The following is a 26997-nucleotide window of genomic DNA, read 5'->3' as shown; positions in this document are numbered from 1 at the left end:
CGGTGACGGGCCGGGGTCGTCGGGCCTCAGGTCAGCGCGGCCACCACGGTGGTGGCCCGCTGCTCGTGCCGTGCGTAGGCGTGGGGGTAGGCGGAGATCTGCACGGCCTGCGCGGCGGCGGTGACGCTGAGCTCCCGCCAGCCGGGGATCTTGGCCAGCGCCGCATAGAAGGCCCGAGCCGCATAGTCGGGGCGCATCAGCTGGGCGACGGTGCCCCAGCCGCTGCTCGGGCGTTGCTGGAACAGGCCGACCGAGTCGTGGTCGGAACCGCTGCCCTGGTGCGGGTGGTCGTACGACTCGGGCAGCACGTCGCTGGCGAGGTTGTGCAGGTCGCTCTCCTGCATGGCGGTGGCGACGGCGACCACCATGCCGCGTCGGGGCACGCCCAGATCGACACCGGCGTCGACGATCTTCTTGGCGTTGTCCATCTGGACCGGGGTGAGGCCGGCGACCGGACGGGGCCGGCCCGGCTTCGTCGGTGTCGGTGAGGCGCTGCGGGCGGCCGGTGGGTGCGGGCTCGCCGACGCCGGGGCGGCCGGGGGCGAGGCGGCCCGGTCCCGTGCGCGGGAGGCCCGCTGTTCGTCGGCGGCCCGGTCGGCCAGCACCTCCTGCACCGGCCGGGGCCGCTGCCGGTCGACGTGGTGCGTACCGGCGAACGCGATGAGCCCCAGACAGCAGGTGACGCCGCCGGCGAGGGCGATCCGGGCGGGGACCGAGGCGAACGGGGTGCGGACGCCCCGCCGGGGCGGCTCCGGTGCGCGGTGCCGGCCGATCCTCCGTTCGTCCGAGGTGGCCCCGGTCGAAGGGTCAGCCGCGTGCTGTCGGGCCGGTCGCTGCTCATCGGTGTCGTCGGGGTGCACCCGCCGAGGCTAGAGAGGTTTCGGCCGCGGACCACCGCCGTGCCGGGTGGCCTACGCCACAACGGGTCACTTTCCGCCCGGATCTTCTCCGCATATCGCTAGGGGAGCCGCGTAAGCCTCAGGCCGCTTCTATCGCTTATAGCATTACTTCTTTGGCGATAGCGGGCAGAATGTCATCGTTGCTGATCGATCGGTGGGCATCGTTCGTCCGGTGGGGGCGATGGTGGCCGTACCACCGATGGTGCCTCCACCGGCCGAACGATGTGGCTCAGTGCCGGCCGTTGTCGGCCGCGCTCACCGTCAACCGGTGCCGGCTGCTGTCGTCGCTGGAGAACGGCCAGAGCCGGTCGGCGTACGCGACCAGCTCGGCCAACTGGTCGCGGCTCAACCCCACCGACGAGATGCTGGCGTGCACGTCGGCCCGGTACCGGCCGTCGTCGTCGCGTCCCAGCTTCGCCTCGGCGGTCACCTGCACCGTGTGCGCCTCGTCGGTGATCTCCCCGGCCGCCTCGACCGCCGCGTGGTGCAGGCAGGAGGCGAAGGCGGCGGCGAGCAGCTGCTCCGGGGTCAACCCCGTGCAGTGCGGCGCGAGCGGCGACGCCAGCGCGGTGGAGAGCCCACCGTCGTCGGTGCGTACGTGCCCGCCCGTGGCGGTCGCGCTGGCCTCGTGCAGCCAGGAACTCGGATCCGGCATCGCGTTCCTCCCTCACTCGTGGGCCGGATTCCCGGCCACGAACGGGTGAAACGCCGTGCCGCGCGGCCGGCGGAACCGGGATCAGACCGATCCGGTACGCGACCAGTCGTGCAACGCCACCACCTCGGTCGCCTCCGCCGCCGCCCGCTCGGTCCAGGGCGACATCGACGCCGTCCGGGGCCGGGGCACCGGTGCCAGCATCGGCACGTAGACCCGGGCGTCGACCACCTCCGCCAGCTCCAGCGCCGCCACCAGACTGCTGGGCCGCTGCCGGGGGTCGTCGTCGAGGCAGCGCCGGCACAGGTCCACCACCTCGGGTGGCAACCCCGCGATCGGCGGCAGCGGTTCCGCCGTGATCTTCCACCGGGCCCCGACCAGTTGGGTGGCGGTGGTCCCCGCCGCGTACGGCAACCGGCCGGTGAGGCAGTAGTAGAGCAGGACCCCCACCGCGTACATGTCGGCGGCGGGGGTGGCCGGCTGCCTGTCGAACTGCTCCGGGGCCAGGTACGCCGGGGTGCCCACCACCATGCCGTCCGGGCTGCGGTCGGGGGCCCCCGCCGGGGTGGCGATGCCGAAGTCGAGCACCTTCGCCCCCGACGGGGTGAGCATGACGTTGGCCGGTTTGACGTCGCGGTGCACGATGCCGTGGGCGTGCGCCGCGGCGAGCCCGGCGGCCACCTCGGCGCAGACCCGTACGGCGATGCGCCAGTCCAACGGCCCGGCCCGCAGGTGCGCGGCGAGGGTCTCCCCCTCCACCAGCTCCATCACGATGTACGGCATCTCCCGGCCCGGCAGCGTCGTGGAGGTGCCGAAGTCGTGGACACTGGCGACGTTGGGATGCACGAGCCGGGCGGCGGAGCGGGCCTCGGTCCGGATCCGCTCGACGGAGGTCTCCTCGCCCCGGTGGGCGGGGGACATCAGCTTGACCGCGACCGGCCGGTCCAGCACGACGTCGTGCGCCCGCCAGACCTCCGACATCCCACCCATGCCGATGCGCTGTTCGAGCTGGTACCGCCCGGCGAGCGTCCTCATCGACCCGCTCCTGTCCATGCCGACCGCGTCGCCGGGATGGCGATGGCGCTGCCGAGCCGGTACCCGGCCGCTGCGCAGGGCAAACCGTCCGCCCGCCCCGGTGGACCCCGGAACCGCCAGGTGCCGGCCCGTCGTGCGGCCTCCGTCGTGCGGCGTCCGTCGTGTGCCCCCGGCCCGGCCGGGTGTGCGGTAGCTTGCCGGGGTGGCCGGCGTACCGTCGGCCCACCACCGGGAGGGTCGATGGGCGAGGTGACCGTACGCTTCCTCGGTGGGCCGGCCCACGACCTGGTCAGGGCGTTGCCAGCCGACCAGGCGGGCGTGCCGCCGGTGCGTTGGGTGCTGCGCCACCCGGACACCCCGCCGACCCCGGGCGGGGGCGGCCCCGACCACCTCTACCAGCGGGACCGGCCGACCGCCGACGGGGTCTGGACGATGTCCTTCGTGCACACCTACCCGCTCGGCGCGGGCCAGTAGCGGCCCACAGAAGCACGATCGGCCCACCCGACCCCGTCCGGCCCGGTACGGTCGAGCGGGGCAGCCGCACGCGCACAGCCGGCACACAGGATGCGCATAGATCAGGACCAGCAACCGGTCCCACGATGGGGGCATGGTGACCGACGGGCAGACCGTACCGAACCGGATCGAGCTTCGCCGTCCCGACGGTGAGCCCGTCCGGGTGCTGGTGGTCGACGACGAACCCACCCTGACCGACCTGCTCTCGATGGCACTGCGCTACGAGGGCTGGCAGGTGCGCAGCGCGGGCAACGGGATGGCGGCGCTCAGCGCGGCCCGGCAGTTCCAACCCGACGCGGTGGTGCTCGACGTGATGCTGCCCGACCTGGACGGCTTCCAGGTGCTGCGCCGGCTGCGCGAGCAGACCCCGACCGTGCCGGTGCTGTTCCTGACCGCCCGTGACGCGGTCGAGGAACGGATCGCCGGGCTGACCGTCGGCGGCGACGACTACGTCACCAAGCCGTTCAGCCTGGAGGAGGTCATCGCCCGGTTGCGCGCCCTGCTGCGGCGTACCGGCTTCGCGGTGACCGCCCGGGAGGAGGCCGTGATCACCGTCGGCGACCTCACCCTCGACGAGGACAGCCACGAGGTACGCCGGGGCGACGACCTGATCACCCTGACCGCCACCGAGTTCGAGCTGCTGCGCTACCTGATGCGCAACCCGCGCCGGGTGCTGAGCAAGGCGCAGATCCTCGACCGGGTCTGGAACTACGACTTCGGTGGGCAGGCCAACGTGGTCGAGCTGTACATCTCGTACCTGCGTAAGAAGATCGACGTGGGACGCCGCCCGATGATCCACACCTTGCGCGGCGCCGGTTATGTCCTCAAGCCCGCGCCGTGACCCGGTCGGCCGGCTGCGTCGCCGGCTGTCCGGTGCGGTCCGGGCACGGTGGCTGGCCGGTTGGTCCCTGCGCCGCCGGCTGGTGCTCACCGTGGTCGCGCTGCTCGCGCTGGTCAGCATCGGCATCGGCGGGCTGACCACGATCGCGCTGCGGCACTTCCTGATCAACCAGGTCGACAACCAGTTCGCCATGGACAACCGCCGCTTCGACAGCCGGCTGCCCTGGGACCGATCCCCGGACCAGCCGCGCCCTCTCGACCAGTCCGCCAACCGGCAGGGGTCACCCGATCCACCGCCGACGTTCCCGGTCGGCTCGGTCGGTATGCGGGTCACCCCGCAGGGGGAGACGTCGGCCCGCATCCGTAGCAGCTCCGGGGCGACCGAGGCGCTCACCGCCGCCGAGGTCGCCCCGCTGACCCGGCTACCCACCGACCGTGCGCCGCACACCGTCGCACTCGGCGACCGCGGTGACTACCGGGCGGTGTCCCGCCGGCTCCCCGATGGCGACATCCTGATCTTCGCCATCCCGCTGCAGCTGGTGCAGGAGACGGTGTGGTGGATGGTCGTCGCCCAGGCGGGCGTCGCGGCCGCCGGTCTGCTCGTCGCCGGCAGCCTGGGCGCGTTGATCGTCCGGGCCACACTGCGTCCGCTGCACCGGGTGGCGGCCACCGCCGGACGGGTCGCCGAGCTGCCGCTGGACCGGGGCGAGGTGGCCCTGTCGGTGCGGGTGCCCGACGCCGACACCGATCCGCGTACCGAGGTGGGGCAGGTGGGAGCGGCGCTGAACCGGATGCTCGGTCACGTCGCCGCCGCGCTCGCCGCCCGGCAGGCCAGCGAGACCCGGGTACGCCAGTTCGTCGCCGACGCCTCGCACGAGCTGCGCACCCCGTTGGCCGCGATCCGGGGCTACGCGGAGGTGGCCCGCCGGGGCCGCGACCAGGTGCCGCCGGACGTCGCCCACGCGCTGCGCCGGGTGGAGTCCGCCAGCACCCGGATGACCAGCCTCGTCGACGACCTGCTGCTGCTGGCCCGGCTCGACTCCGGCCGGCCGCTGGCCACCGGGCCGGTCGACCTGACCGCGCTGGTGGTGGACGCGGTCAGCGACGCCCACGTGGCCGGCCCCGAACACCGGTGGCAACTCGACCTGCCCGACGAGGCGGTGGAGGTGCCCGGTGACGCCGTCCGGCTGCACCAGGTGGTGGCGAACCTGCTGGCCAACGCCCGGGTGCACACGCCGCCCGGCAGCACCGTCACCACCCGGCTCGCCCCGATGCCCGGCGCGGTGCAGATCAGCGTCACCGACGATGGCCCCGGGGTGCCGGCGGAGCTGCGCGACGAGGTCTTCGAACGGTTCGCCCGGGGGGACAGCTCGCGGTCCCGGGAACACGGCAGCACCGGCCTCGGCCTGGCCATCGTCGCCGCCGTGGTCGAGGCTCACCACGGCACCGTCGCGTTGGAGAGCCGACCGGGCCGCACCGTCTTCACCGTACGGCTGCCGGACTCCACCGCCCCCGCGCCCCCGGCCTCGGACCCGCCGACACCGGCACGTCCCGCCGCCCCCGCGCCGCAGGTTTCCGTCGCGCCCGCGCGGTCGGACGGCGACGGGCCCGCGTCCCCGGATTCCACAGCGCACGCATAGCCAGGGCACGGGATCGACCCAACCAGCCCGGCCAGGCTGACCGCATGGACAGAACCGAGAGCCTGCTGACGACGCCGGCCAGCCCGCCGGACGCCGCGACCGCACCGCCGTCGGGCCCGCCCGACGCCGCGACCGTACCGCCGGCCCGGTCGGCGACCGTCCACCCGGACGCGGGCGACGCGCCCCCACGACGGGACCCGCGCTGGGTCAGACCCGCGCTGGCCGTGCTGCTGCTCGGCACCGCCCTGCTCTACCTGTGGGGCCTGGGGGAGTCCGGCTGGGCGAACTCGTTCTACTCGGCGGCCGTGCAGGCCGGTGCGGAGAGCTGGAAGGCGTTCTTCTACGGCTCCTCCGACGCGGCCAACTCGATCACCGTCGACAAGACGCCAGCCTCGCTGTGGCTGATGGCCCTGTCGGTACGGATCTTCGGGCTGAACAGCTGGGCGATCCTGGTGCCGCAGGCGTTGCTCGGCGTCGCCTCGGTCGGCGTCCTGTTCGCCACCGTCCGCCGCTGGTACGGCCCGGCCGCCGGCCTGATCGCCGGGACGGTCCTGGCGCTCACCCCGGTCGCCACCCTGATGTTCCGGTTCAACAACCCGGACGCGCTGCTGGTGCTGCTGCTCGTGCTCGGCGCGTACGCCACGGTGCGGGCGGTGGAGACGGCCAGCACCCGGTGGATCGTGCTGGTCGGGGTGTTGGTCGGCTTCGGCTTCCTCACCAAGATGCTCCAGGCGTTCCTGGTGGTCCCGGTCTTCGCCGGGGTCTACCTGCTGGCCGCGCCGACCGGTTTCTGGCGGCGGATCCGGCAACTGCTGCTGGCCGGTCTGGGGCTGGTCGTGGCCGCCGGGTGGTGGGTGGCGACGGTGGAGCTGGTCCCGGCCAGCGCCCGGCCCTACATCGGCGGGTCGCAGGGCAACAGCATCCTGGAGCTGACCCTGGGCTACAACGGCCTCGGCCGGATCACCGGCGACGAGGAGGGCAGCGTCGGCGGCGGCGCCCGGCCGGGCGGCGGTGGGCCGTTCTCCGGGCAGACCGGCTGGTTGCGGATGTTCGACACCGAGGTCGGCGGCCAGATCTCCTGGCTGCTGCCGGCCGCGTTGATCCTGCTCGTCGCCGGCCTGGTGCTGGCCGGGCGGGCGGCCCGCACCGACCGCCGGCGTGCCGGGCTGCTGCTGTGGGGCGGTTGGCTGCTGGTCACCGGGCTGATCTTCAGCTTCATGTCCGGCATCTTCCACGCGTACTACACGGTGGCCCTGGCCCCGGCGGTCGGCGCGCTGGTCGGCATCGGCACCGTCCTGCTCTGGCGGGAACGCCGGGCCGCCGCCCGACCCGCCACCCCGGTCACCGGTACGGCGACGCCCGCCGCGCCGGTCACCGCGTCGGCTGTCCACCCGGGACCGACGCCGGGGGCCGACCCCGGGCCGGCGCAGCCTGTCGCCGGTGCCGCGCCGGGGGCCGGTGGTCGGCGGTCCGCCCGGTGGCGGGGGGTGTTCGCCACCGTCGTCCTGGCCGGCACCCTCGCGGTGACCGCCTGGTGGTCCTGGACCCTGCTCGGGCGCAGCCCCGACTTCCACCCCTGGCTGCGCCCGGCCGTGCTGGTGGTCGGCCTCGCCGTGGCGGTGCTGATCCTGGCGGCCCGACTGCTGCCCCGGCGGCTGGTGCCGGTGGCGCTGGCCCTCGGCGCGTCGGCCGCGCTGGCCGGCCCGGCGGCGTACGCGGCGCAGACCACCGGCACCCCGCACACCGGGTCCATCCCGAGCGCCGGCCCGGCCGTGCAGGGCGGCTTCGGCCCGGGGCGTGGCGGACCCGGCGGCCGGATGGGCAACGGCATGGAGTTTCCCGGTGGCGGCTTCCCGGGCGGCAACCGGCCCGGCGGCACCGGCCAGAACGGTCAGCCTCCCGGCTTCCCCGGTGGTACCGCCGACGGCGGCCCGGGCCAGTTCCCCGGCTTCCCCGGCGGCACCGGCCAGAACGGCGGCCCGGGGCAGGACGGCGGCACCGGCCGCAACGGTGGCACGGGGCAGGACGGCGGCACCGGCCGCAACGGTGGCACGGGGCAGGACGGTGGGCGTACCGGGGGTGGCCAGGGGCGCACCGGCGGTGGGATGGGCGGGCTGCTCGACTCCCGCGAGCCGAGTGCCGCGCTGAAGGCGCTGCTGACGGCCGACGCCGACGACTACACCTGGGTCGCGGCGGCCGTCGGCTCCAACAACGCCTCCGGATACCAGCTGGCCACCGGTCGTCCGGTGATGGCGGTCGGCGGCTTCAACGGCAGCGACCCGTCGCCCACCCTGGCCCGGTTCCAGGAGTACGTGGCCGCCGGGAAGATCCACTACTTCGTCGGCGGGGGCGGCTTCCGGGCCAACGGGGGCAGCTCCGCCTCCCAGGAGATCGCCGCCTGGGTCGCCGAGACCTTCACCGCGCAGACCGTGGACGGGGTCACCGTCTACGACCTGACCAGTGCCGGACAGGAGGCACAGGGATGACCACGATCGGCAGCCCCCGACGCGCCATCGAGACCCGGACCGACACCCCCACCGCCGTGCTCGACGTGGTGGTGCCGGTCTACAACGAGGAGACCGACCTCGGCCCCTGCGTACGTCGGCTGCACGAGCACCTCAGCGCGCACTTCCCGTACCCGTTCCGGATCACCGTGGCGGACAACGCCAGTGTCGACGGCACCCTCGGGGTGGCCGAGGCGCTCGCCGCCGAACTGCCGCACGTCGAGGTGCGGCACCTGAGCGCCAAGGGTCGGGGCCGCGCGCTGCGGGCCGCCTGGTCGGCCTCGGACGCCCCGGTGCTGGCCTACATGGACGTGGACCTGTCGACCGACCTGGCCGCGTTGCTGCCGCTGGTCGCCCCGCTCATCTCCGGTCACTCGGACCTGGCCATCGGCACCAGACTGGCGCGGACCTCCCGGGTGGTGCGGGGCGCCAAACGGGAGGTGATCTCCCGGGCCTACAACCTGCTGCTACGGGGTGCCCTCGCGGCCCGGTTCTCCGACGCGCAGTGCGGTTTCAAGGCGATCCGCGCCGACGTGGCCCGGGAGTTGCTGCCGTTGGTGCAGGACACCGGATGGTTCTTCGACACCGAGTTGCTGGTGCTCGCCCAGCGGGCCGGGCTGCGCATCCACGAGGTGCCGGTGGACTGGGTCGACGACCCGGACAGCCGGGTGGACATCGTGGCCACCGCCCTGGCCGACCTGCGCGGCATCGGCCGCCTGGGGCGGGCCCTGCTCACCGGGGCGTTGCCGCTGGCCACCCTGCGCGCCCAGTGGGGCCGGGCACCGCTGGCCGGGCAGCCGGCGCGGGTGCCGGTCGGGCTGCCCGGCCAGTTGGCCCGCTTCGCGCTGGTCGGGGTGGTCAGCACCGTGGCGTACCTGGTGCTGTTCGTGGCGACCCGGGGGGTGCTCGGCGCGCAACCGGCGAACCTGGTGGCGCTGCTGGTGACCGCGGTGGGCAACACCGCGGCGAACCGGCGGCTCACCTTCGGCATCACCGGTCGTCGGTCGGTCGGTCGGCACCACCTCCAGGGCCTGCTCGCCTTCGCCCTCGGGCTGGCGTTGACCAGTGGTGCGCTCGCCGCGCTGCACGCCGTCGGCACCCCGGCCCGGTCGGTCGAACTAGTGGTGCTGGTGGCGGCGAACCTGGCCGCCACGGCGCTGCGGTTCCTGCTGCTACGCCTGGCGATGCACCACCGCCGGCGCTGACCGGCCGGGCGGCGACGCGTCGTGGCCGCCGTACCCCGCACGACCGGCCCCCGGCACCGGTCCGGGTGGCGCGGGGCACGGGCGGATCCGGTCCGGGCGGCACGGCGGGTGCCGGCCGACCGGGTCCGCCGGGCGGCCGTCAGTTCACCGGTGTGCCCACCCGGGACACCGCCGGCAGCGCGACGGTACCCGCCACCGCCCTCGTCGCGTCGGGGAGGAAGTCGGCGGTGGTCGCCCGGACGACCAGCTCCGGGGCCAGCCGCACCGACGTGGTGCTGCCCGAGTCGAGCAGGGTGAGCAGGGCGTGCAGCGCCTGCGAGCCCATGTCCCGCAGCGGGGTACGGATCGAGGTGAGCGGCACCAGGAGCTGGGCGTCCACGTCGATGTCGTTGTACCCGACCACCGCCACCTCCCGACCGACCCGCAGGCCGTGGTCGCGCAGGGTGCCCATCGCGCCGATCGCGGCGAAGTCGTTGACCGCGAAGACCCCGTCGGGACGACCGGTGGCCAGCAGCCCGGCCATCGCCGAGGCCCCACCGGCGACGTCGAAGGTGGACGGTGCGACCCACCGGGGGTCGACCGGGACGCCCCGGGCCTTCGCCGCGGCGAGGAAGCCCGCGACCCGGTCGGCGGAGGTGCTGGCGTGGCCGGGGCCGGCGATCACCGCCAGTCGCCGGCAGCCCACGTCGATCAGGTGCTCGGCGGCGAGCCGCCCACCGAGGCGGTCCCGGCCGGTCACCGACGGGAAACCCCGGGAGGCCCGGCTGACCAGCACGAACGGCACCCCGTCGGCGGCCAGCCGGGCCAGCATCGGGTCGTTGCGGCGGGCGTCACCGATGATCAGCCCGTCCACCCGTTCCCCGATCAACCGCTGGATGCGCAGCGCCCGCGCCTCGTCGTCGTCCCAGCTGCTGCTGACCACCGCCTGGTAGCCGGCGGCGGCAGCGGCGGCGTCGATGCCCTCGAAGACGGTGGCCAGCACGATGTCGGTGATCCGGGGGACCAGCACGCCGATCACCCCGGTCTTGCCGCTGCGCAGGCTGGCCGCCCAGCGGTCCCGGTGGAACCCGAGCTGCTTGGCGGCCTCCACGATCCGGGTCGCGGTCGCCGGGGCGACCCGCACGTCGTCGCCGCGCAGCACCCGGGAGACCGTGGAGACGTGCACCCCGGTGAGGCTGGCGACATCGCGCAGGGTCACCCGTTTGTTCACTGTGCCTCCCGTGCCGGACCGGTACCCGTACCCGGCAACCTAGCTGAGATGACTGCCCCCGTTCACATCGAAGGTCATGCCGGTGACCGTGGCGCAGGAATCGGAGAGCAGGAACAGCACGATGTCGGCGATCTCCTGTGCCGAGGAGACCCGGCCCAGCGGCATCCGGGCCCGCAGCCCCGCCTTCTGCTCGGCGGTGAGCCGGTCGTGCATCGGGGTGGCCACCGGGCCGGGCGCGACGGCGTTGACCCGTACCCCTTGCGGTCCGAAGTCGACGGCCAGGTGCCGCATCAGGCCCAGCACCCCCGCCTTCGCCGCCGCGTACGCCGTGCCCGACAGCCGGGTGCCGCCGTCACGGGCGTTGAGGCTGCTCATCAGCACCAGCGACCCGCCGCCGGCCGCCGCCATCCGGGGCACCACGGCCTGGCTGACGACGAACGCGGCGGTGAGGTTGTTGCGCAGGGTGCGTTCCCACTCGGCGAGGCTGGTCTGTTCGATGCCACCGGAGCTGACCACCCCGGCCAGGTGGGCCACCCGGCGCGGGGTGCCGATCGCGTCGACGAACTCGCCCACCGCGACCGGGTCGGCGGCGTCCACGCCGGTGGAGACGTCCAGCACGTGGACCGTCTCGCCCCGGGCGCGGGCGGCGGCGACCACGGCCGCGCCGATGCCGCTGGCCCCGCCGGTCACCAGCAGGCTCACGACGTGCCGCCGAGGATCTCGTCGCGGGCCCGCCGGTAGGCGTCGGAGAGCAGCATCTCCGGCTGGGAGTAGACGACGAAGCGGACGCCCCGGTCGATCCAGCGGCGGGCCTCCTCGGCGGAGTAGGCCAGCATGCCGGCGACCCGGCCGGCGGCGACGACCCGCTCGACGAAGTCGACCGCGTGCTTCTCCACCTCCGGGTGGGTGGGCTGGTAGCCCAGGCCCAGCTTGACCGACAGGTCGGCCCGCCCGAGCATGAGCACGTCGAGGTCGGCGGCGAGGATGTCGTCCAGGTTGGCCAGCCCGGCAGGGGTCTCGACCAGGGCGACGACCGTGGTGTTCTGTCCGGCCCAGGTCAGGTAGCGGTCGAAGTCGCCCCGGGCGGTGCCGTGCCCGGCGGCCCGCGCCGCCGAGCACAGCGTCCGGTCACCGACCGGCGGGTAGTGGGTCAGCCGGGCCGCCTCGACGGCCTGCGCGCCGGTCTCCACCAGCGGCAGCACCACCCCACCGGCACCGCTGTCCAGGGACCAGAGCAGGTCCTTCTCCTCGATCCGGCGCAGCCGGACCAGCGGGGTGGTCCCCGCCGAGCCGGCCGCCCGGACCATCGCCAGCACGCTCTGCTCGTCGGCCGCGGCGTGCTCGGTGTCCACGACCAGGAAGTCGTAGCCGAGGGTGCCGAGGATCTCGCCGATCGCCGGTTCCTGGAGCAGGGTCAGGCTGCCGAGGGCGACGCCACCGTCGCGCAGCACCTCGGCCAGCCGGCTCGGACGGGGATACATCAGGACTCCAGCTTCTGCACGCCGCCGCAGTCGCGGTTGGCCGGCACCTCGCCGACGATCTTCAGGGCGGCGTCGACGACGGAACCGTCGTGCCACTCACCGACCTCCGGCAACTTTTCGATGATCTTGTTGTCGAGCAGCCACTTGCCGTCCTCGGCGGTCACCGTGGCGGTGTCCACCCGACCGTTCGGGTCCATGTACGGCCACTGGTCGGTGCCGTACAGCTTGGTGATCGTCTCCGCCGGCACCTTGGTCCGCTCGGCCACGATCTTGATGACGTCGTCCTTGTTGGCCGGGTCCTGGTAGTAGCGCACGCCCTCCAGCCAGCCGGCCATCCACCGGGCCGCGACCTCGGGCCGCTTGCTGATGAAGTCCTGCGACATGGTGATCAGGCCCTGCTCCTGGTTGGGCGCCACCTCGTTCATCGCCAGCACCCGCTTGGCCTGCCCGTCGGTGATGAGCTGGTACGCCAGCGGCTGCACCACGAAGCCGGCGTCCACCGCACCGCTCTTGAGCGCGTTGGCCGTGTCCGGGTAGCTCAGGGTGACGATCTGCCCCAGGTCGGACTGCTTCAACCCGACCTCACCCAGCGCCCGGTCCAGCCAGTACTCGGTGGTCGAACCCTTGGCCAGGATGGCGACCTTCTTGCCCTTGAGGTCGGCCACGCTCTTCAGGCCGCCGTCGAAGGCCTGGGTACGGGCCAGCAGGAGGTTGTCCGACGCGCACCGGTACTGCTGCCGGTCGGCCACCGCCCGCACCCGCAGGCCCTGGTTGACCGCGTTGAACAGCGCGCCACCGGTGCCCGGGATGTTCACGTCGAGCTTGCCCTGACCCTGCACCGCCAGCCGGGAGTAGATGTCGGCGTTGCTGAACTCCACCTCGACCTGGTGCTTGCCGAAGAAGCCCTTCGCGTCGGCCACCATCATCGGCGCCAGCGAGAGGATCTCCAGCGAGTTGACCGTCACCTTGTCGGTGCCGTCGGCGCCCTTCGACTCCGCGTCGTCACCGCAGGCCGCGGTGCCGAGCAGCAGGCTCGCCCCCAACAGCGCGGCGATGACACCTTTTTGCTTGATCGTCGTGATCCGCTTGATTGTCATGATTGGCCCTCCGTCCAGCTGAAGAAGCGCCGCTGCACGCGCAGCGTCACCGTGGTGAGGAAAAAGCCCATCGCCGCGATCACCGCGAGCGTGGCGTACATGTTGTCGATCTGATAAATCTGCCAGTACCGCCAGGTCATCGACCCGACGCCGTCACTGGCGGCGAGGAACTCACCGGCGATGGTGCCCAGCAGGGCCAGCCCCGCGGCCAGCCGGATGCCGGCGAAGATGGACGGCAGGGCGCCCGGCAGGACGATCTTCCAGAGGATCTGCTGCCGGCCGGCGCCCAGGTTGCGGGCCATCAGGATCAGCCGCTCGTCGACCTGGAGCACCCCGGACATCGCGTTCACCACGGCCGGGAAGAACGAGATGATCCCGGCGAGCACCACGATCGGCCGCCCGCCGGTGCCGAAGATGACCAGCAGCAGCGGCAGGATCGCCACCACCGGGATCGGGTACGTGATGGCGATCAGCGGGTCGATCAGCACCCGAACCCACCTCGACCGTCCCATCGCGATGCCCAGCAGCGTCGCCGGGATCACCCCGAGCAGGAAGCCGAGCAGGATGCGCTGGGCGGTGATCCCGACGTTGGGCAGCAGCTCCCCGGAGGAGAAGAGCTCGACCAGGGCCTGCACGCACTCCGACGGGGCCGGGAAGAAGGTCTTGTCGATCAGCCCGGCCATGCTGCCGCCCTGCCACAGCGCCAGCACCACGACCACCGGGACCATGCTGCCCAGCCCGCTGCTGAGCAGCTTGAAGCCGCGACCCGGCGGGCGTTCCGCGCGGGGGTCCACCGCGTAGCGGACCACGGGTTCGTCGGGCGTCCGCTCCCGGGTCGGCACGCTCTGCTCGCTCATCGGTCCCCCTTCGCTTCCGCCCATTCGGCCGCCAGGGTGGCGTCCCGCAACTGCGCCCACAGGTGGCGTTTCAACTCGGTGAACCGCGGGTCCAACTCGACGTCGCGGGTACGCGGCCGGGGGAACGGCACCCGGATCTCCTCGACCACCCGGGTCGGCCGGGGCCCGAGCACGATGATCCGGTCCGCCAGCAGCAGCGCCTCCTCGATGCTGTGCGTGATGAACAGGACCGTCTTGCGGTGCTTCGACCAGACCTGGAGCAGCTCGTCCTGCAACAGGGTCCGGGTCTGGGCGTCCACCGCCGCGAACGGCTCGTCCATCAGCAGGACCTCGGGGTCGCTCGCCAGGGCCCGGGCGATCCCGGCCCGCTGGCGCATCCCGCCGGACAACTCGTGCGGCTTGTTGTCGGCGAACGCCTCGATGCCCATCATCGTCAGGTGCTCCCGGGCCACCTCGCGCCGCCGGGCGGCGGGCACCCCGCGCAGCTCCAGCCCGAAGCCGACGTTGTCGGCGATGGAGCGCCAGGGGATCAGCGCGTAGTCCTGCCAGACGATCGAGGTGAGCGGGCCGGCGGCGGTGCGCTCGCCGACGAAGCGGATCTCCCCGTCGTCCGGCCGGCGCAGCCCGCCGAGCAGGCCGAGCAGCGTCGACTTGCCGCACCCGCTGGGCCCGATCACGCAGACGAACTCCTGCGCCTCGATCGTGGTGCTGAGGCTGCCGACCACCGACAGTCGGCTCCCGTCGGCCCGGGGATACCCCTTGGCCACGTTGTCGATCTCGATGCGCATGGTCACTGCCCTCCGTGGGCCGGCAGGTCGGAGTAGTTGTGGTGCCACCAGTCGGCGATGTCGCGCCGCCTGGCGAACCAGACGCCGGGCAGGTCCTGCGCCCAGGCGATCAGGTCACGCAGCGCGGAGGCCCGCCCGGCCTGGCCGATCAGCCGGGCGTGCAGCCCGATCGAGATCATCTTGGGGGAGGTCTCGCCCTCCTCCCACAGGTACTCGATGCCCCGCCGGCAGTTCTCGAAGAAGTCCGTCGGGTTGCCGTAGCCGGGGCTGAAGGCGAACCGGCCGTCGTTGTAGGTGTGGGTGTACGGCACCACCAGGTGCCGCTGGTCGGCCACCTGCACCCAGTACGGCAGGTCGTCGTTGTAGGCGTTGGAGTCGTAGCGGAAGCCACCCTCCTCGACCAGCAGCCGTCGGGTCCGGTCCGACGGGGCGTAGCGGGAGTACCAGCCGACCGGGCGTTCCCCGCACAGCTCGGTGATCGTCGCCACCGCCTGCCGGATCTCCGCGCGTTCCTCGTCCTCGGTCATCCCCGACGGCTCCCGCCAGCGCAGGCCGTGCGAGCAGATCTCGTGCCCGGCGTCGACGAACGCCTTGGTCAGCGGCCGGTTACGGGCCAGCGCCTCGGCGCAGCCGTAGACGGTCACCGGGGTCTGCGTGCGGTCGAACAGCCGCAGCAACCGCCACGCCCCGGCCCGGCTGCCGTACTCGTAGACCGACTCCTGGGACAGGTCACGGTGCTCGGCGCTGGTCGGCGTGTACGAGATCTCGCCGACCCACTCGTTGACGCTGTCGCCGTCGAGGAGGCTGTGCTCGGCGCCCTCCTCGTAGTTGAGGCACAGGCTCACCGCCACCCGGGCACCACCGGGCCACTCGACGCGGGGCAGGTCCGCGCCGTAGCCGATGAAGTCCCGCTCGGTGCCGGGTTCGACTCTGATCACCATGACGTCATGTCCTTTCTGCCGGATGGGCCGGGCCCAGCGGGAACCGGCGGCGGGCCGCCGTTCGGATTCGGTGCCCCACCGCGCACCAGCGCGGTGAGGTCTCGCAGTCGGGTCGCCCCGGGGGCCCGGGTCAGCCCGTGCAGCAGCTCGGCCGCCCCCGCCGGCACGCCCGGCGTACGCAGCAGCGCGGCGTCCACGGCGGCCAGCTCGTCGGCCGTCATCGGGTCCTCCCGGTCGCCGTGGTGGAACCGGGCCCGCCCGGTCAGCCGGGCCCCGCTGCGGGTGGTCACCTCCACCACCGCCGGCCGGCCCGCCGGATATCCCTGGTCCAGCCCGGGGTCGTGGCGTACGGTCACCCGCTCGGCGAGCCGGGCCGCGCGGGCCCGCCGGTCGTCCGCCGGCCCGTCCGGGGCACCCGGGTCGGTGCCGACCAGCCCGCAGGCGACCACCCACGGGATGCTGAACTGGCGTGCCAGCCGGCCGACCGGACGACGCTCGGCAAGCAGGGCCGCGCCCGCGTAGGTGTCCACGGTCACCGTCGCCACCTCGTCGGCCGTCAGGTCCCGGGCCATCGCGCGGGCCACCGTCCACCCGGTCAGGGTGTGCGCGCAGACCCCCACCGGTTTGAAGTAGGCCTCCGGCAGCAGCGGTCGGGATCCCAGCGCACCGTCCACGGGCCGGTCGGTTCCGCCGTGGTGGACGGTCCGGGCGAGGTGCGGCAGCGCCGGACCGGTGGCCGGGAACCCGGCGTCGGCGAGCCGGGCGACGGTCAGCCCGTTGGCAGTGCCGAGGGCGGGCAGCAGGTAGTGGGCGGCGTGTCCCCGCCGGGTGTCGGCTTCGGGCCCGGCCAGCGCCACGGTCAGCGCCAGGTTCACCGTGTCGGTGACCCCGGCGGTGTCCTGACCGGTGACGATCCCGGCGGCGGCCGCCGCCGCGCCGGTGCCCCACCCGCCGTGCGGGTGCACCCCGGGGCGGGGTGCGCCGAGGAGCAGACCGAGCCGGGCGCCCACCTCCCAGCCGACCGCCAGCGCCCGCAGGAACACCCGCAGGCTGCGGCCGTCGGCTTCGGTGGCGGCCAGCGCGGCGGCGTACGCGTGCAGCCCGGGGTGCCCCCGGGATTCGCGCAGGCCCTCGTCGCACTGGCTGACGGTGATCGCCGTCGCCGTCACCGCCGCCGCCCGCGCCGGCTCGTCCGTCCCGCCCGGGGCGGCCAGCAGGGTGCACCGGCCGTGCGGGTCGCCGGGGGTGTCGAGCCCGGCGGGCAGGTGCCCCCGGGCCGCGACGGCGTTGGCGGTCAGCCGGGCTGCCACCTGCCGGACCAGCACCTGTCCAGCGCCGGTGGCCAGCAGCGTGTCGGCGGCCTCGACGGCACCGGCGACGAGCGTGGCCAGCACGTCGCCGCGGGCATCCCCCCGCCGGTGGTCGGTCACGGTGTGATCACCTGCTTGCCGAGCACCCGCCGGTCGGCGAGCGCCTGGTGGGCCCGGCCGGCGTCGGCCAGCGGGAGGACCGCGTCGACCCGGGGGGTGAGTTGTCCCGCCGCGACCAGGCCCAGCACCCGGGCGATCTCGTCGGGGCGCTGGCTGCGCGACCCGCGCAGCTCGTACTCGTTGCGGAAGGTCTCGATGAGGTCGAGGTGCGGGTGCTCCCCGGCGTGGCCGCCGCCGACGATCAGTCGGCCGGTGGGGGCGAGGGTGCCCAGCGCGGCCTCGAAGACGTCGCCGCCGATGTGTTCGACGATCACGTCGAAGCCCGCACCCCCGGTGATCTTCCGGGCCTCGGTGGCCCAGTCGGGATCGCGGGTGCTCAGCACCGCGTCGGCGCCGAGGGAGGAGACGAAGTCGGCCTTCGCCGGGTCGCCGATCAGGCCGACCACCCGCGCGCCGCCGAGCTTGGCGAGCTGCACCACCGCGTGCCCGAGCCCACCGGCGGCACCCGGGGCGAGGACCCACTCGCCGGGCGCGAGTCGGCCGATGGAGTACAGGGTGCGCCAGGCGGTGCCGAAGGAGATCGGGGTGGAGGCGGCGACCACCGGGTCGAGGTCGCCGATGTCGAGCAGGCCGCGCGCCGGGGCCACCGCGTGCCGGGCGTAGCCGCCCCACCTGGTGATGCCGGGCATGTCGGCGTTCGGGCAGAGGTTGGCCCGGCCGCCCAGGCAACGGGGACAGGTCCCGCAGGGCGTGTTGGGCAGCACCAGCACGCGGTCGCCCGGGGCCCGGTCGGTGACCCGGGAGCCGAGCCGTTCCACCACGCCGACGACCTCCCGGCCGAGCACGTGTGGCAGCCGCAGCGGCATCCGGGACACCCCGCTGCGCAGGTCGGCGTCGAGGTGGTTGACGGCGACCGCGAGCACCCGCAGCAGGACCTCGTCGGGGCCGGGTTCGGGCAGGTCGACCTCGGTGAGGGTGAGCGTCTCGGGGCCGCCGTACCCGTTCATGGTCACTGCTTCGGTCTTCACGCGTGACGTCCTTCCACCATGGTGCGCAGGGCTGCCGGCACGGCGCCGGGTTCTTCGACGGCCAGGGCGAGGGCCAACGCCACCCGGGCCTGGGTGCCGGTGAGGTCACCGGCGAAGAGCGCGCCGGCGCGGGCGAGGGTCGCCCCGCCGCCGGCGTAGACCGGGCGGACCCGGCCCGCCCCGGTCCGGCTGGTGATGACCACGGGTACGCCGCGTCGGCCGGCCTCCGCGACGGCCTCGGCGACCGCGGGTGGGGCGTTGCCCGCGCCGAACGCCTCGACCACGATGCCGGCGGCACCGGCGCGCAGCGACGCGTTCAGGTGGGTGCCGTCCACACCGGCGACGAGCTTGACCAGGTCCACCCGGGGAAGTGCGGTGGGGACCGGTCGGTCGGCGTAGTGGCTGCCCCGGGCGGCGGTGGAGACGCGGAGCACGCCGTCCGGGTCGACCAGGGCCAGCACCCCGGCCGTTCCGCCGGAGAACGCCGACACCGCCGAGGTGTGCACCTTGCGGCTCTCCACCGCGGCGTAGGCGACCCCGCCCATGACCGTCGCCGCGCCGACCGGCTGCGGGGCGGCGACGATCCGGATCGCGTCGGCGAGGTTGCGTCCGGCGTCGGAGTCGGGCTCGTCGGCGCTGCGTTGCGCGCCGGTCAGCACGACGCGGGCGTCGGGGCCGGTGAGCTGCCCGGTCAGGTAGGCGGCTTCCTCCAGCGTGTCGGTGCCGTGGGTGACGACGACGCCGGAGAACCCGTCGGCGAGCTTGGCCCGGACGGCCCGGACGGTGCCGAGCATGTCGTCCAGGGAGAGCGCGAAGCTCGGCCGGCAGGACAGGTCGAAGCCGTGGATTTCCACGCCGGCCGGGACGGTGACGTTCTTCAGCAGGTCCGTGACGGAGTCGGTCACGGCCAGGCCCTCGTCGGGGTCCCACCGCGACGCGATCGTCCCACCGGTTGCCAGAACCGCGATCCGCACCAGCCACACCCCCTTGCGCAAACGATTGCTCAACTGGGTGATGACAGTTGCACAAACGTTCGCCCTGCACAAGAGCTGCGGGAACGCGGAAGCGAGGAAGTTATGCGATGGCGATCTGCCAGGTGACGGCCCGATGTCCGGCCTGTTTCGGTGTCCGTCGTCGTCCGGTTCGGGCCGGTGGCCGGTGGCGTGGCGCGGTCCCCGGCCGGTGGCGTGGCAGGCTGGGTCCGTGTACCGGGAACGGCCTGCCGAGATGATCGTCGGCGCGGTGCTCTGGGCGAGCGAGAGTCGACCGGACGCCGCGCCGACGCGGGTGCTGCCCGATGGCTGCCTGGATCTGCTCTGGTCGAGCCGGGCGGGCCTGCTGGTCGCCGGGCCGGACCGCACGGCCTACCTGAGCCTGTCCCGGCAGGGGGAGCGGTGGCGTGGTGTCCGGCTACCGCCCGGGCTGGGCCCGGCCGTCTTCGGCGTCCCCGCCGACGAGTTGCGCGACCGTCGGGTGCCCCTCGACGCCCTCTGGGGGCGGACCGCCCTCCGGCTCGCCGACCAACTCGGCGCGTCGCCCACCGCCGCCGATCTGGCCACGGTGGCGGCCGACCGGCTCGCCCGGGTGGGCGGCGCGGACCCGCTGGGCCCCCGGGTGGCCGCCCTGCTCGCCGCCGGCGCCACGGTCACCGCGACCGCCGCCGAGGTCGGCCTCGGCCCGCGCGCCCTGCACCGACGCAGCCAGGCCCTCTTCGGGTACGGCCCGAAGACCCTCGCCCGCATCCTGCGGCTGCGCCGCGCCCTCACCCTGGCAGGTCGCGGGGTCGGCCTGGCCGAGGTGGCTGCCCGTGCCGGCTACGCCGACCAGGCCCACTTCACCCGCGACGCCCGGGACCTGGCCGGAGTCCCGCCGACCACCCTGCTCGCCCGGTGACCCCGCCCCGTCGGCAGTGGTGCCCCTTGACCCGCGCTGTCCGTTGCCCGGTAGTGCCCGTTGCCAGGGTGTTGCCTGTCGCTGTCCGTTGCCCGGTAGTGCCCGTTGCCGTTACTCGGGGCTGCCCGTCATCGGGTGCCTTGGCAGCCGTGGGCGGCTCCGTCGACATCGGCGCGACGACGGACGGGGCAGTCGGTCGTCAGTCACGTCGTGGTCGCCGTGGGCCGGGTGCTGGGCAAGCGTGGCCGGGCGATGGCCCGGAAGTCCGTTGCGGAAGGGCCGCCAGCGGACGCCGGGCCACGGCGGGCATCGTCGGGCTGATCGAGACGATTCCGGTGCTCCGGCCGGCGCACTGAGCGCCGGGCCGTCGCCCGGGCCATTACCCGGGCCGTCGCCCGGTCGTCGGACAGCCCGGCTGACCATGTGCTGTCCGGGCCCTTTCGAGCTGATGACCCAAACGACTCACCACCCTGCCTCCGCCCCGGTCGTCCGGAGTCCTCGTCGGTCACCACCCTGCTTCCGCCCCGGTCGTCCGGAGTCCTCGTCGGTCACCACCCTGCTTCCGCCCTGGTCGTCCGGAGCCCTCGCCAGTTTCTCCAGGACCTTCCACGCCCGCCGGTCGGCGTCGGAGGGGAGGGCTGATGACGCCACCGACCGACGATGTCGGCTCGGGGATGAGAGGGTGGCGGGCCGGTTCTGTCCTCGTTCTCCCCGCTCCGCCTGCCCGAACCGGCCCGGCAGCGGCGAAGTCGGTGGGCGGGCTGGTCGAGTGAATCGTTGACGTCATCAGCTCGAAAGGACCCGAATAGCACCACGCCTGGTCCCGCTCCCGGCAGGATCCTGCGTCCGGGTGGCATCCCGGGCAGTGTGGCGCGCGGGCGCGGGCTGTGGTGGTGCGGGGGAGTGGCCGCGCGGGCTGTGGTGGTGCGGGCTGTGGTGGTCGCGCGGGCTGTGGTGGTGCGCGGGCTGTGGCGGGGCAGGCGGTGGCCGCGCGTGGCTGTGGCCCCGTGGGGCGGTGGCGCGGGCAGTGGTGGCGTGAGCCGGGTCTTCTCGGTCTCGGTTACCACGCCGTCCCGCCGGCAGCAGGTGGGAATGCCGGCAAATCCGTGGCCGCCGTGGTCAGCTCGGGTCGAGCGGGGCGAAGAGGTCGACACCGTTGCCGTCCGGGTCGTGCAGGACGGCGTACCGCTGGCCCCAGAAGGCGTCCCAGGGGGCGACCTCGCCGTGGAAGCCCGCGTCGGTCAGCGCGGTCCAGTACCGGTCCACCTCGGCCGGGTCGGCGCAGCGGAAGGCGAGGCTGGCGCGCGGGCTGCCGCTGGGTGGCGTCCAGTCGGGGTGGAAGCCGCGCAGCAGCGTCACGGTGTCCCAGGCCAGCCGCAGCCCACCCGGCAGGGCGACCTCGACGTGGTCCTCGTGGTCGGCGTCGGCGGGGATGTCGAGCCCGAGCCGGCGGTAGAAGTCCAGGGTGCGGGCCATGTCGTTGACCGCGGTGCCGATGAGGTCGAAGCGGGGCGTCATGGGTTCAGGCTAGGTCGGTGCCCGACCCGGGGTCTTGAACGGAACGGACCGAGGAAACCATGTGCCCCTCGCGCGGGGACCGGACGACGTACGGTGTCAGGGGAGAAACCCGCCTTTCAGGTTCAAATGCCTCGTAACGGCGTGCCTGTCGGCGGTCCATGACGGCGAGGGAAGGGAGCGGCCGATGATGCACCTGGCCTACCTGGACGCGGGATCCGGCAGTCTGATCGTGCAGGCGGTGGTCGGCGGAACAGCGGGCGCAGCGGTCGCCGCCAAGCTCTACTGGCGGCGGGTGGCGGCCCGCTTCCGGCGCCACCCCACCGAACCCGTCGAGGCCCGCCCACCCGGCCAACCCGCCGGGCAGGCCGAGGCCACCGCGACCGGGCGGCAACCGGTCGCGACCGGGCGGCACCCCTCCGTACCGGCCGAGGCCACCCGGACCGACCGGCAACCGCGACAGCCCGCCGGCAACTGACGGGCCGGCGCACGGATGACCACCGCCGACCTCGGGATCCGGGCCGAACCCGGCTCCTTCCGCGACCCCGCCAATCGGGTCTTCCACCTGGGCGAACAGGTGCTGCGCGGGCTCGGCCCGCAGGGCACCGCCGACTGGCAGGCCCTTGCGGCCAGCGGGTTCTTCGCCGCGCTGCTCGCCGAGGGCAAGGTCTGCGCCACCTCGGCGGTGGACCCGGCGACGCTGCCGGACACCGGGTGGACCACGGTGCTGCGGCACGAGCGCATCCCGTTCGTCTCGCATCCGTACGAGTGGTCGTTCGGCATGTTGCGCGACGCCGCCCTGCTGCACCTGGAGATCCTGCGTCGGGCGCTGGAGGCGGGGTTCACCGTCAAGGACGGCTCGGCCTACAACCTCCAGTGGCGGGGGGCCACCCCGGTCTTCATCGACATCGGCTCGTTCGCGCCGCTGACCGAGGGCGAGCCGTGGGCCGGCTACCGGCAGTTCTGCCAGACCCTGCTCTATCCGCTGCTGCTTCAGGCCCATCTCGGGGTGGACTTCCAGCCCTGGCTGCGGGCCCGGGTCGACGGCATCACCCCCGACCAGCTCCGACCGTTGTTCCGGGGCGTGCGCCGGCTGCTGCCCGGGGTGCCCACGCACGTGCACCTGCACGGCGCGATGCAGGCCCGCAACGCCGACGCCAGCAGCAACGCCGTCGCCGCCCAGCTGCGCGACGCGGGCTACTCCCGCCAGCTGGCCCTGGCCACCGTACGACGGTTGACGCGGCTGGTCAGTCGGCTGGACCGTCGGGTGGCCGGCAGCCACTGGGTCGACTACCCGCGCACCTGCGGCTACACCACGGCGGACCGGGCGGCCAAGGAGAGCTTCGTCGAGGCGGCGGTGGCGGCGGGCGGCACCCCCCGGCTGGCGCTCGACCTGGGCGCCAACGACGGCCGGTACGCCCGGATCGCCGCCCGGCACGCCGCCCAGGTGGTCGCCGTCGAGCAGGACCCGGCCGTGGTCGACGCCCTCTACCGGGCGCTGCGTGCCGAGGGTGACCGGCGGATCCTGCCGTTGGTGATGGACCTGGCCGACCCGTCACCCGGCGGCGGCTGGCGGGGCGTGGAACGGGCCGGGTTCGCCGCCCGGGCCCACGCCGACGTGGTGCTCGCCCTCGCCGTCGTGCACCACCTGGCGATCGGCCACAACGTGCCGCTTCCCGAGGTGGTCGACCAGCTGGTCGGGTACGTCCGACCCGGTGGTCGGCTGGTGGTGGAGTTCGTCGATCCGCAGGACCCGATGGCGCGGCGGCTGCTGGCGAACAAGCCGGCCGGGATCTTCCCCGACTACCGGCGCGACGAGTTCACCCGGCTGCTGACCGCCCACTGCCGGATCGAGCGTCGGTGCGAACTGCCCTCCGGCACCCGGACGCTCTACCAGGTGGTGGTGGGTGACTGAGCCGACCCTCACCCGGACCGAGCCCGTCGCGCCGCCCGCGCCGGATGAGCGGAGCGCGCCGTCCACCCGCCGGGTCGAGCTGCGCCGGGCGGCGGAGCTGGTCGCCCTGGTCGGCCTGGTGGTCACCCAGCCGTTGCTCGACGTGCTCGGGCGCAGCCCCGACTTCTTCCTGTTCCACCGGGCCGGCAGCGGGGACGTGCTCGCGCTGGTGGCGTTGGTCGCGGTGGTGCCCGGCCTCGCCGTGGTACTGCTCGGGGCGGCGACCCGGCTGGCCGGGGCCCGGGTCCGGGCCGGTGCCCACACGGTGCTCGTCGGGCTGCTGCTGGCCGGGCTGGCCGTGCAGGTGGGCCGGCAGGTGACGGCGCTGCGGGGCGTACCGCTGGTGGTGGTGGCGGTGCTGGCCGGGGCAGCCGGGGCGGTGGCACACCGGCGCTGGTCGCTGCCCGGCCGGGTGTTGCGGGTGGCCGCCGTCGGACCGGTCGTCTTCGTCGGGTTGTTCCTGTTCGCATCGCCCGCCTCGGCGGTGGTGCTGCCCGGCGCGCACGAGGGTGCCGCCGGGGTCGCCGGCCCGGGCTCGCACCCGCCGGTCGTCATGATCGTCCTGGACGAGTTGCCGCTGGTGTCGCTGCTCGGTCCGGACGGACGGATCGACGCGGCCCGCTACCCGAACTTCGCCGAGCTGGCCGGCGGCTCCACCTGGTACCGCAACGCCACCGGCGTCAGCGGGTGGACGCCGTACGCGTTGCCGGCGATGTTGACCGGCCGCTACCCGTCGACCCCGGCCGCCCCGCACTACTCGCAGTACCCGGACAACCTGTTCACCGCCCTCGGCGGCCTGTACGACATCCGGGCCCAGGAGAGCATCACCCGGCTCTGCCCGCCCAGCCGCTGTGACCAGCCGGTCGCCCCCGAACAGGGGCTCGGCGTGCTGGTCCGGGAGAGCGGGGCGCTGCTGGGCCGCATCGCCGCCCCGGTGGACAGCCGGGTCGACCCGCAGGAGTCGTACCGGGAGCAGACCGCCGCCGAGGTGGGCCTGGACGCCGCCGAACCGGTCCCGGCCGACCCGAAGTTCCGTTGGGACAGCCTGAACGACAACCAGCCGGCCCGGTTCACCGCTTTCCTGGCCGGGCTGCGCCCGTCCGACCGGCCGACCCTGCACTTCCTGCACCTGCTGATGCCGCACGCCCCGTGGGTGTACCTGCCGTCCGGAGCGCGTTACGACGCACCGGACGACCTGCCCAACGACGGCGCGGGTTGGGCGGAACTGGCCCGGGCCCGGCACCTGGCCCAGTTGCGGTACACCGACCGGCTGGTCGGCGAGACGCTGCGCACCCTGCGCGCCTCCAGCCTGTACGACAGGTCGCTGGTCGTGCTCACCGCCGACCACGGGGTGAGTTTCGCCCCGGACTGGCAGGGGCGGGGGATGGGGGCCATCACGCACGCGCCCGGCGAGGTGGCCTGGGTGCCGCTGTTCGTCAAGGAGCCCGGTCAGCATGCCGGTCGGGTCGACGACCGCAACTGGGAGCACGTGGACCTGCTGCCCACCATCGCCGACGAGGTGCACGTCCGGGTCCCGTGGCGGCTCGACGGCCGGTCTGCGCAGCAGCCGCCCCGGGAGCGTGCCGAGAAGTTCTTCTACGACCAGCCCGGTGAGCGGGTGGCCCTTCCCGGCGGGGTGCCGGCCCGTCCCGCGCCGCCCGTCCCGCATCCGCTGGTCGGCACGACGGTGGGGGAGAAGCCGTCGGGTGGTACCGCCTCGGTGGCGCACCTGGGCGCGTTCGACCACGTCGATGCGGGGGCGGGGGAGCTGCCGGCCCTGGTGTGGGGGACCGTGCCCAGGCAGGTGCCCGACGGCACGCTGCTCGCGGTGGCCGTCAACGGCCGCATCGGCGCGGTCGTCCCGGTGGTGCCCCCGGACCGGGGGGGTCGCCGGTTCGCCGCGTTCCTCCCCGACGACCGGCTGTTCCGGGCCGGGGCGAACCGGTTGGACATCTACCGGGTGGGCAGCGGCGGCGATCTGCGTCGATTGACCCTCTCCTAAGCTGTAGTGCAATTTCCTGGCATTTCGCCGCTTTTCTGCGTCCCGTCACCGGTGTCCGGCTCCGGCCGTACCCCCGGGCCCGGCGGGGTTTCCGCGCCGCTGGGTCGGGAATCGGGTGACGCATACCTCACCGCAGAACCACGGGGGGCGGTATCCCCGCGACCGCGATTACGGTAAAAGCGAAGGCAATTCAACGAAGATTCGCCGGCGAAGCGAGGAACCACATGACGGAAGTCAAGCTCGACCACCCCGGTGGGCAGCTTTCGATGCCGGTGCAGGGCGCGGTCGAGGGCCCTGCGGGCATCGGGGTCAGTAAGTTGCTCAAGGAAACCGGGATGACAACATACGACCCCGGTTTCGTGAACACCGCATCCTGTTCTTCCGCGATCACCTACATCGACGGTGACGCGGGCATCCTGCGGTACCGCGGCTACCCGATCGATCAGCTGGCCGAGAAGTCCTCCTTCCTGGAGGTCTCCTACCTGCTCATCTACGGTGAGCTGCCGACCCAGCAGCAGCTGGGCGAATTCAGCGAGCGGATCCGGCGGCACTCCCTGCTGCACGAGGAGATGCGCCGGTTCTTCGACGGCTTCCCCCGGGACGCCCACCCGATGGCCGTGCTGTCCTCGGCGGTCAGCGCCATCTCCACCTTCTACCAGGACAGCCTGGACCCGTTCGACTCCGAGCACGTGGAGATGTCCACGGTCCGGCTGATGGCGAAGGTCCCCACCATCGCCTCGTACGCCTACAAGAAGTCCATCGGTCAGCCGCTGCTGTACCCGGACAACTCCCTGGGTTACGTGGAGAACTTCCTGCGGATGAACTTCGGCGTTCCCGCCGAGCCGTACGAGGTCGACCCGGTGGTGGCGCGGGTGTTGGACATGCTGTTCGTCCTGCACGCCGACCACGAGCAGAACTGCTCGACCTCCACCGTCCGGCTGGTCGGCTCCAGCAACGCCAACCTCTTCGCCTCGGTCTCGGCCGGGGTGAACGCCCTGTTCGGTCCGCTGCACGGCGGGGCGAACCAGGCCGTGCTGGAGATGCTGGAGAAGATCGAGGCCGACGGCGGTGACGTCGCGTCCTTCGTCCGCAAGGTCAAGGACAAGCAGGACGGCGTCAAGCTGATGGGCTTCGGGCACCGGGTCTACAAGAACTACGACCCCCGGGCCGCCATCGTCAAGAAGGCCGCCCAGGACGTGCTCGGCCGGATGGCCAAGCCGGACCCGCTGCTGGACATCGCGATGCAGCTGGAGGAGATCGCGCTCGCCGACGACTTCTTCGTGTCCCGCCGGCTCTACCCGAACGTGGACTTCTACACCGGGTTGATCTACAAGGCGATGGGCTTCCCGACCAAGATGTTCACGGTGCTGTTCGCGCTGGGCCGGCTGCCCGGCTGGATCGCCCAGTGGCGCGAGATGATCAGCGACCCGGAGACCAAGATCGGCCGGCCCCGGCAGGTCTACACGGGTGCGCCCGAGCGGGAGTTCACCGCGATCTCGCAGCGCTGACCCCG

The 26997-nt window shown here is 73.6% G+C and carries 23 protein-coding genes and 1 pseudogene; 10 read left to right on the top strand and 14 right to left on the bottom strand.

Going from position 1 to position 26997, the window contains the following annotated elements; genetic code table 11:
- Positions 1 to 26: 26 nt before the first annotated feature.
- From AB0C22_RS06610 to AB0C22_RS06600, 3 genes are all read right to left on the bottom strand, one after another.
- Positions 27 to 860 (bottom strand): hypothetical protein, encoded by an 834-nt coding sequence (locus AB0C22_RS06610; RefSeq protein ID WP_219460966.1) that lies wholly within the window; start codon positions 858 to 860, stop codon positions 27 to 29.
- Positions 861 to 1128: 268 nt separating this feature from the next.
- Positions 1129 to 1554 carry an OsmC family protein gene (locus AB0C22_RS06605; protein ID WP_208566347.1) on the bottom strand — a complete coding sequence of 142 codons (426 nt, stop codon included), beginning with the start codon at positions 1552 to 1554 and terminating at the stop codon, positions 1129 to 1131.
- Between the two features lie 81 nt (positions 1555 to 1635).
- Positions 1636 to 2586 (bottom strand): serine/threonine-protein kinase, encoded by a 951-nt coding sequence (locus AB0C22_RS06600; RefSeq protein ID WP_357533860.1) that lies wholly within the window; start codon positions 2584 to 2586, stop codon positions 1636 to 1638.
- Between the two features lie 240 nt (positions 2587 to 2826).
- Here AB0C22_RS06600 and AB0C22_RS06595 point away from each other — a divergent pair, with 240 nt between their 5' ends.
- The 5 genes and pseudogenes from AB0C22_RS06595 (at position 2827) to AB0C22_RS06575 (ending at position 9288) form a co-directional block, all read left to right on the top strand.
- Positions 2827 to 3060 (top strand): hypothetical protein, encoded by a 234-nt coding sequence (locus AB0C22_RS06595; RefSeq protein WP_357533858.1) that lies wholly within the window; start codon positions 2827 to 2829, stop codon positions 3058 to 3060.
- A 133-nt stretch (positions 3061 to 3193) separates the two neighbouring features.
- The gene (locus tag AB0C22_RS06590) at positions 3194 to 3940 is read left to right on the top strand and encodes a response regulator transcription factor (RefSeq protein ID WP_219460972.1); all 747 of its coding nucleotides are present in this window, start codon (positions 3194 to 3196) and stop codon (positions 3938 to 3940) included.
- A 52-nt stretch (positions 3941 to 3992) separates the two neighbouring features.
- Positions 3993 to 5456, top strand: a pseudogene (locus AB0C22_RS06585) (HAMP domain-containing sensor histidine kinase); the annotation flags it as partial.
- A 167-nt stretch (positions 5457 to 5623) separates the two neighbouring features.
- On the top strand, positions 5624 to 8065 hold the full coding sequence (locus tag AB0C22_RS06580; protein ID WP_357533855.1) for a glycosyltransferase family 39 protein: 2442 nt from the start codon (positions 5624 to 5626) through the stop codon (positions 8063 to 8065).
- Positions 8062 to 9288, top strand: coding sequence for a glycosyltransferase (locus AB0C22_RS06575; protein WP_357533853.1), 1227 nt, complete (start codon positions 8062 to 8064; stop codon positions 9286 to 9288). The genes AB0C22_RS06580 and AB0C22_RS06575 overlap by 4 nt, the downstream gene beginning before the upstream one ends.
- 139 nt (positions 9289 to 9427) lie before the next feature.
- Here AB0C22_RS06575 and AB0C22_RS06570 read toward each other — a convergent pair whose 3' ends face one another.
- From AB0C22_RS06570 to AB0C22_RS06525, 10 genes are read right to left on the bottom strand one after another with little or no spacing between them, the layout of a single operon-like run.
- Entirely contained in the window at positions 9428 to 10498 is a 1071-nt protein-coding gene (locus AB0C22_RS06570; protein ID WP_357533851.1) for a LacI family DNA-binding transcriptional regulator, read from the bottom strand.
- 39 nt (positions 10499 to 10537) lie between these two features.
- A complete protein-coding gene (locus AB0C22_RS06565; protein WP_208566339.1) occupies positions 10538 to 11200 on the bottom strand; it encodes an SDR family oxidoreductase in 663 nt (220 codons plus the stop codon).
- Complete coding sequence (locus AB0C22_RS06560) at positions 11197 to 11979, bottom strand: aldolase/citrate lyase family protein (RefSeq protein ID WP_357533849.1); 783 nt, start codon at positions 11977 to 11979, stop codon at positions 11197 to 11199. The genes AB0C22_RS06565 and AB0C22_RS06560 overlap by 4 nt, the downstream gene beginning before the upstream one ends.
- Positions 11979 to 13076, bottom strand: coding sequence for an ABC transporter substrate-binding protein (locus AB0C22_RS06555; RefSeq protein WP_208566337.1), 1098 nt, complete (start codon positions 13074 to 13076; stop codon positions 11979 to 11981). Before AB0C22_RS06555 ends, AB0C22_RS06560 begins: the two co-directional genes overlap by 1 nt.
- Positions 13073 to 13933, bottom strand: a complete 861-nt coding sequence (locus AB0C22_RS06550; protein ID WP_357533847.1) for an ABC transporter permease — start codon at positions 13931 to 13933, stop codon at positions 13073 to 13075. The genes AB0C22_RS06555 and AB0C22_RS06550 overlap by 4 nt, the downstream gene beginning before the upstream one ends.
- Positions 13930 to 14721: an ABC transporter ATP-binding protein gene (locus tag AB0C22_RS06545; protein WP_232377477.1), complete on the bottom strand. Its 792-nt coding sequence runs from the start codon at positions 14719 to 14721 to the stop codon at positions 13930 to 13932. Before AB0C22_RS06545 ends, AB0C22_RS06550 begins: the two co-directional genes overlap by 4 nt.
- A 2-nt stretch (positions 14722 to 14723) precedes the next feature.
- On the bottom strand, positions 14724 to 15662 hold the full coding sequence (locus AB0C22_RS06540) for a polysaccharide deacetylase family protein (RefSeq protein ID WP_357533844.1): 939 nt from the start codon (positions 15660 to 15662) through the stop codon (positions 14724 to 14726).
- Complete coding sequence (locus AB0C22_RS06535) at positions 15656 to 17092, bottom strand: MmgE/PrpD family protein (RefSeq protein ID WP_357533843.1); 1437 nt, start codon at positions 17090 to 17092, stop codon at positions 15656 to 15658. Before AB0C22_RS06535 ends, AB0C22_RS06540 begins: the two co-directional genes overlap by 7 nt.
- Complete coding sequence (locus AB0C22_RS06530) at positions 17089 to 18120, bottom strand: alcohol dehydrogenase catalytic domain-containing protein (protein WP_357533841.1); 1032 nt, start codon at positions 18118 to 18120, stop codon at positions 17089 to 17091. Before AB0C22_RS06530 ends, AB0C22_RS06535 begins: the two co-directional genes overlap by 4 nt.
- Positions 18117 to 19127 carry an asparaginase gene (locus AB0C22_RS06525; RefSeq protein ID WP_219461002.1) on the bottom strand — a complete coding sequence of 337 codons (1011 nt, stop codon included), beginning with the start codon at positions 19125 to 19127 and terminating at the stop codon, positions 18117 to 18119. Before AB0C22_RS06525 ends, AB0C22_RS06530 begins: the two co-directional genes overlap by 4 nt.
- 220 nt (positions 19128 to 19347) lie before the next feature.
- On the opposite strand from AB0C22_RS06525, the gene AB0C22_RS06520 reads away from it, so the two are divergent.
- Entirely contained in the window at positions 19348 to 20013 is a 666-nt protein-coding gene (locus AB0C22_RS06520) for a helix-turn-helix domain-containing protein (protein ID WP_357534037.1), read from the top strand.
- 1119 nt (positions 20014 to 21132) lie between these two features.
- On the opposite strand, the gene AB0C22_RS06515 is transcribed toward AB0C22_RS06520, so the two are convergent.
- Positions 21133 to 21531 carry a VOC family protein gene (locus AB0C22_RS06515; protein WP_219461008.1) on the bottom strand — a complete coding sequence of 133 codons (399 nt, stop codon included), beginning with the start codon at positions 21529 to 21531 and terminating at the stop codon, positions 21133 to 21135.
- A 184-nt stretch (positions 21532 to 21715) separates the two neighbouring features.
- On the opposite strand from AB0C22_RS06515, the gene AB0C22_RS06510 reads away from it, so the two are divergent.
- The 4 genes from AB0C22_RS06510 to AB0C22_RS06495 all read left to right on the top strand — a co-directional run bounded on the left by AB0C22_RS06510 (position 21716) and on the right by AB0C22_RS06495 (position 26992).
- Positions 21716 to 22006: a hypothetical protein gene (locus tag AB0C22_RS06510; protein ID WP_219470885.1), complete on the top strand. Its 291-nt coding sequence runs from the start codon at positions 21716 to 21718 to the stop codon at positions 22004 to 22006.
- 15 nt (positions 22007 to 22021) lie between these two features.
- Positions 22022 to 23443, top strand: a complete 1422-nt coding sequence (locus tag AB0C22_RS06505) for a methyltransferase (RefSeq protein ID WP_219461010.1) — start codon at positions 22022 to 22024, stop codon at positions 23441 to 23443.
- Positions 23436 to 25484, top strand: coding sequence for a sulfatase-like hydrolase/transferase (locus AB0C22_RS06500; protein ID WP_357533838.1), 2049 nt, complete (start codon positions 23436 to 23438; stop codon positions 25482 to 25484). The genes AB0C22_RS06505 and AB0C22_RS06500 overlap by 8 nt, the downstream gene beginning before the upstream one ends.
- A gap of 224 nt (positions 25485 to 25708) precedes the next feature.
- Complete coding sequence (locus AB0C22_RS06495; RefSeq protein WP_219461036.1) at positions 25709 to 26992, top strand: citrate synthase; 1284 nt, start codon at positions 25709 to 25711, stop codon at positions 26990 to 26992.
- Positions 26993 to 26997 lie beyond the last annotated feature (5 nt).

Source organism: Micromonospora sp. NPDC048894 (assembly GCF_040649765.1).
Taxonomy (GTDB): domain Bacteria; phylum Actinomycetota; class Actinomycetes; order Mycobacteriales; family Micromonosporaceae; genus Micromonospora; species Micromonospora antibiotica.
The sequence above is the reverse complement of the archived record's forward strand: the minus strand, read 5'-3'. Positions and strand labels throughout refer to the sequence as shown.

Coding starts and splice junctions, on each gene's coding strand:
- AB0C22_RS06605 (WP_208566347.1), bottom strand. CDS start 1,554: ATGCCGGATCCGAGTTCCTGGCTGCACGAGGCCAGCGCGACCGCCACG.
- AB0C22_RS06600 (WP_357533860.1), bottom strand. CDS start 2,586: ATGAGGACGCTCGCCGGGCGGTACCAGCTCGAACAGCGCATCGGCATG.
- AB0C22_RS06595 (WP_357533858.1), top strand. CDS start 2,827: ATGGGCGAGGTGACCGTACGCTTCCTCGGTGGGCCGGCCCACGACCTG.
- AB0C22_RS06590 (WP_219460972.1), top strand. CDS start 3,194: ATGGTGACCGACGGGCAGACCGTACCGAACCGGATCGAGCTTCGCCGT.
- AB0C22_RS06580 (WP_357533855.1), top strand. CDS start 5,624: ATGGACAGAACCGAGAGCCTGCTGACGACGCCGGCCAGCCCGCCGGAC.
- AB0C22_RS06575 (WP_357533853.1), top strand. CDS start 8,062: ATGACCACGATCGGCAGCCCCCGACGCGCCATCGAGACCCGGACCGAC.
- AB0C22_RS06560 (WP_357533849.1), bottom strand. CDS start 11,979: ATGTATCCCCGTCCGAGCCGGCTGGCCGAGGTGCTGCGCGACGGTGGC.
- AB0C22_RS06555 (WP_208566337.1), bottom strand. CDS start 13,076: ATGACAATCAAGCGGATCACGACGATCAAGCAAAAAGGTGTCATCGCC.
- AB0C22_RS06550 (WP_357533847.1), bottom strand. CDS start 13,933: ATGAGCGAGCAGAGCGTGCCGACCCGGGAGCGGACGCCCGACGAACCC.
- AB0C22_RS06545 (WP_232377477.1), bottom strand. CDS start 14,721: ATGCGCATCGAGATCGACAACGTGGCCAAGGGGTATCCCCGGGCCGAC.
- AB0C22_RS06540 (WP_357533844.1), bottom strand. CDS start 15,662: ATGGTGATCAGAGTCGAACCCGGCACCGAGCGGGACTTCATCGGCTAC.
- AB0C22_RS06520 (WP_357534037.1), top strand. CDS start 19,348: ATGATCGTCGGCGCGGTGCTCTGGGCGAGCGAGAGTCGACCGGACGCC.
- AB0C22_RS06515 (WP_219461008.1), bottom strand. CDS start 21,531: ATGACGCCCCGCTTCGACCTCATCGGCACCGCGGTCAACGACATGGCC.
- AB0C22_RS06510 (WP_219470885.1), top strand. CDS start 21,716: ATGATGCACCTGGCCTACCTGGACGCGGGATCCGGCAGTCTGATCGTG.
- AB0C22_RS06505 (WP_219461010.1), top strand. CDS start 22,022: ATGACCACCGCCGACCTCGGGATCCGGGCCGAACCCGGCTCCTTCCGC.
- AB0C22_RS06495 (WP_219461036.1), top strand. CDS start 25,709: ATGACGGAAGTCAAGCTCGACCACCCCGGTGGGCAGCTTTCGATGCCG.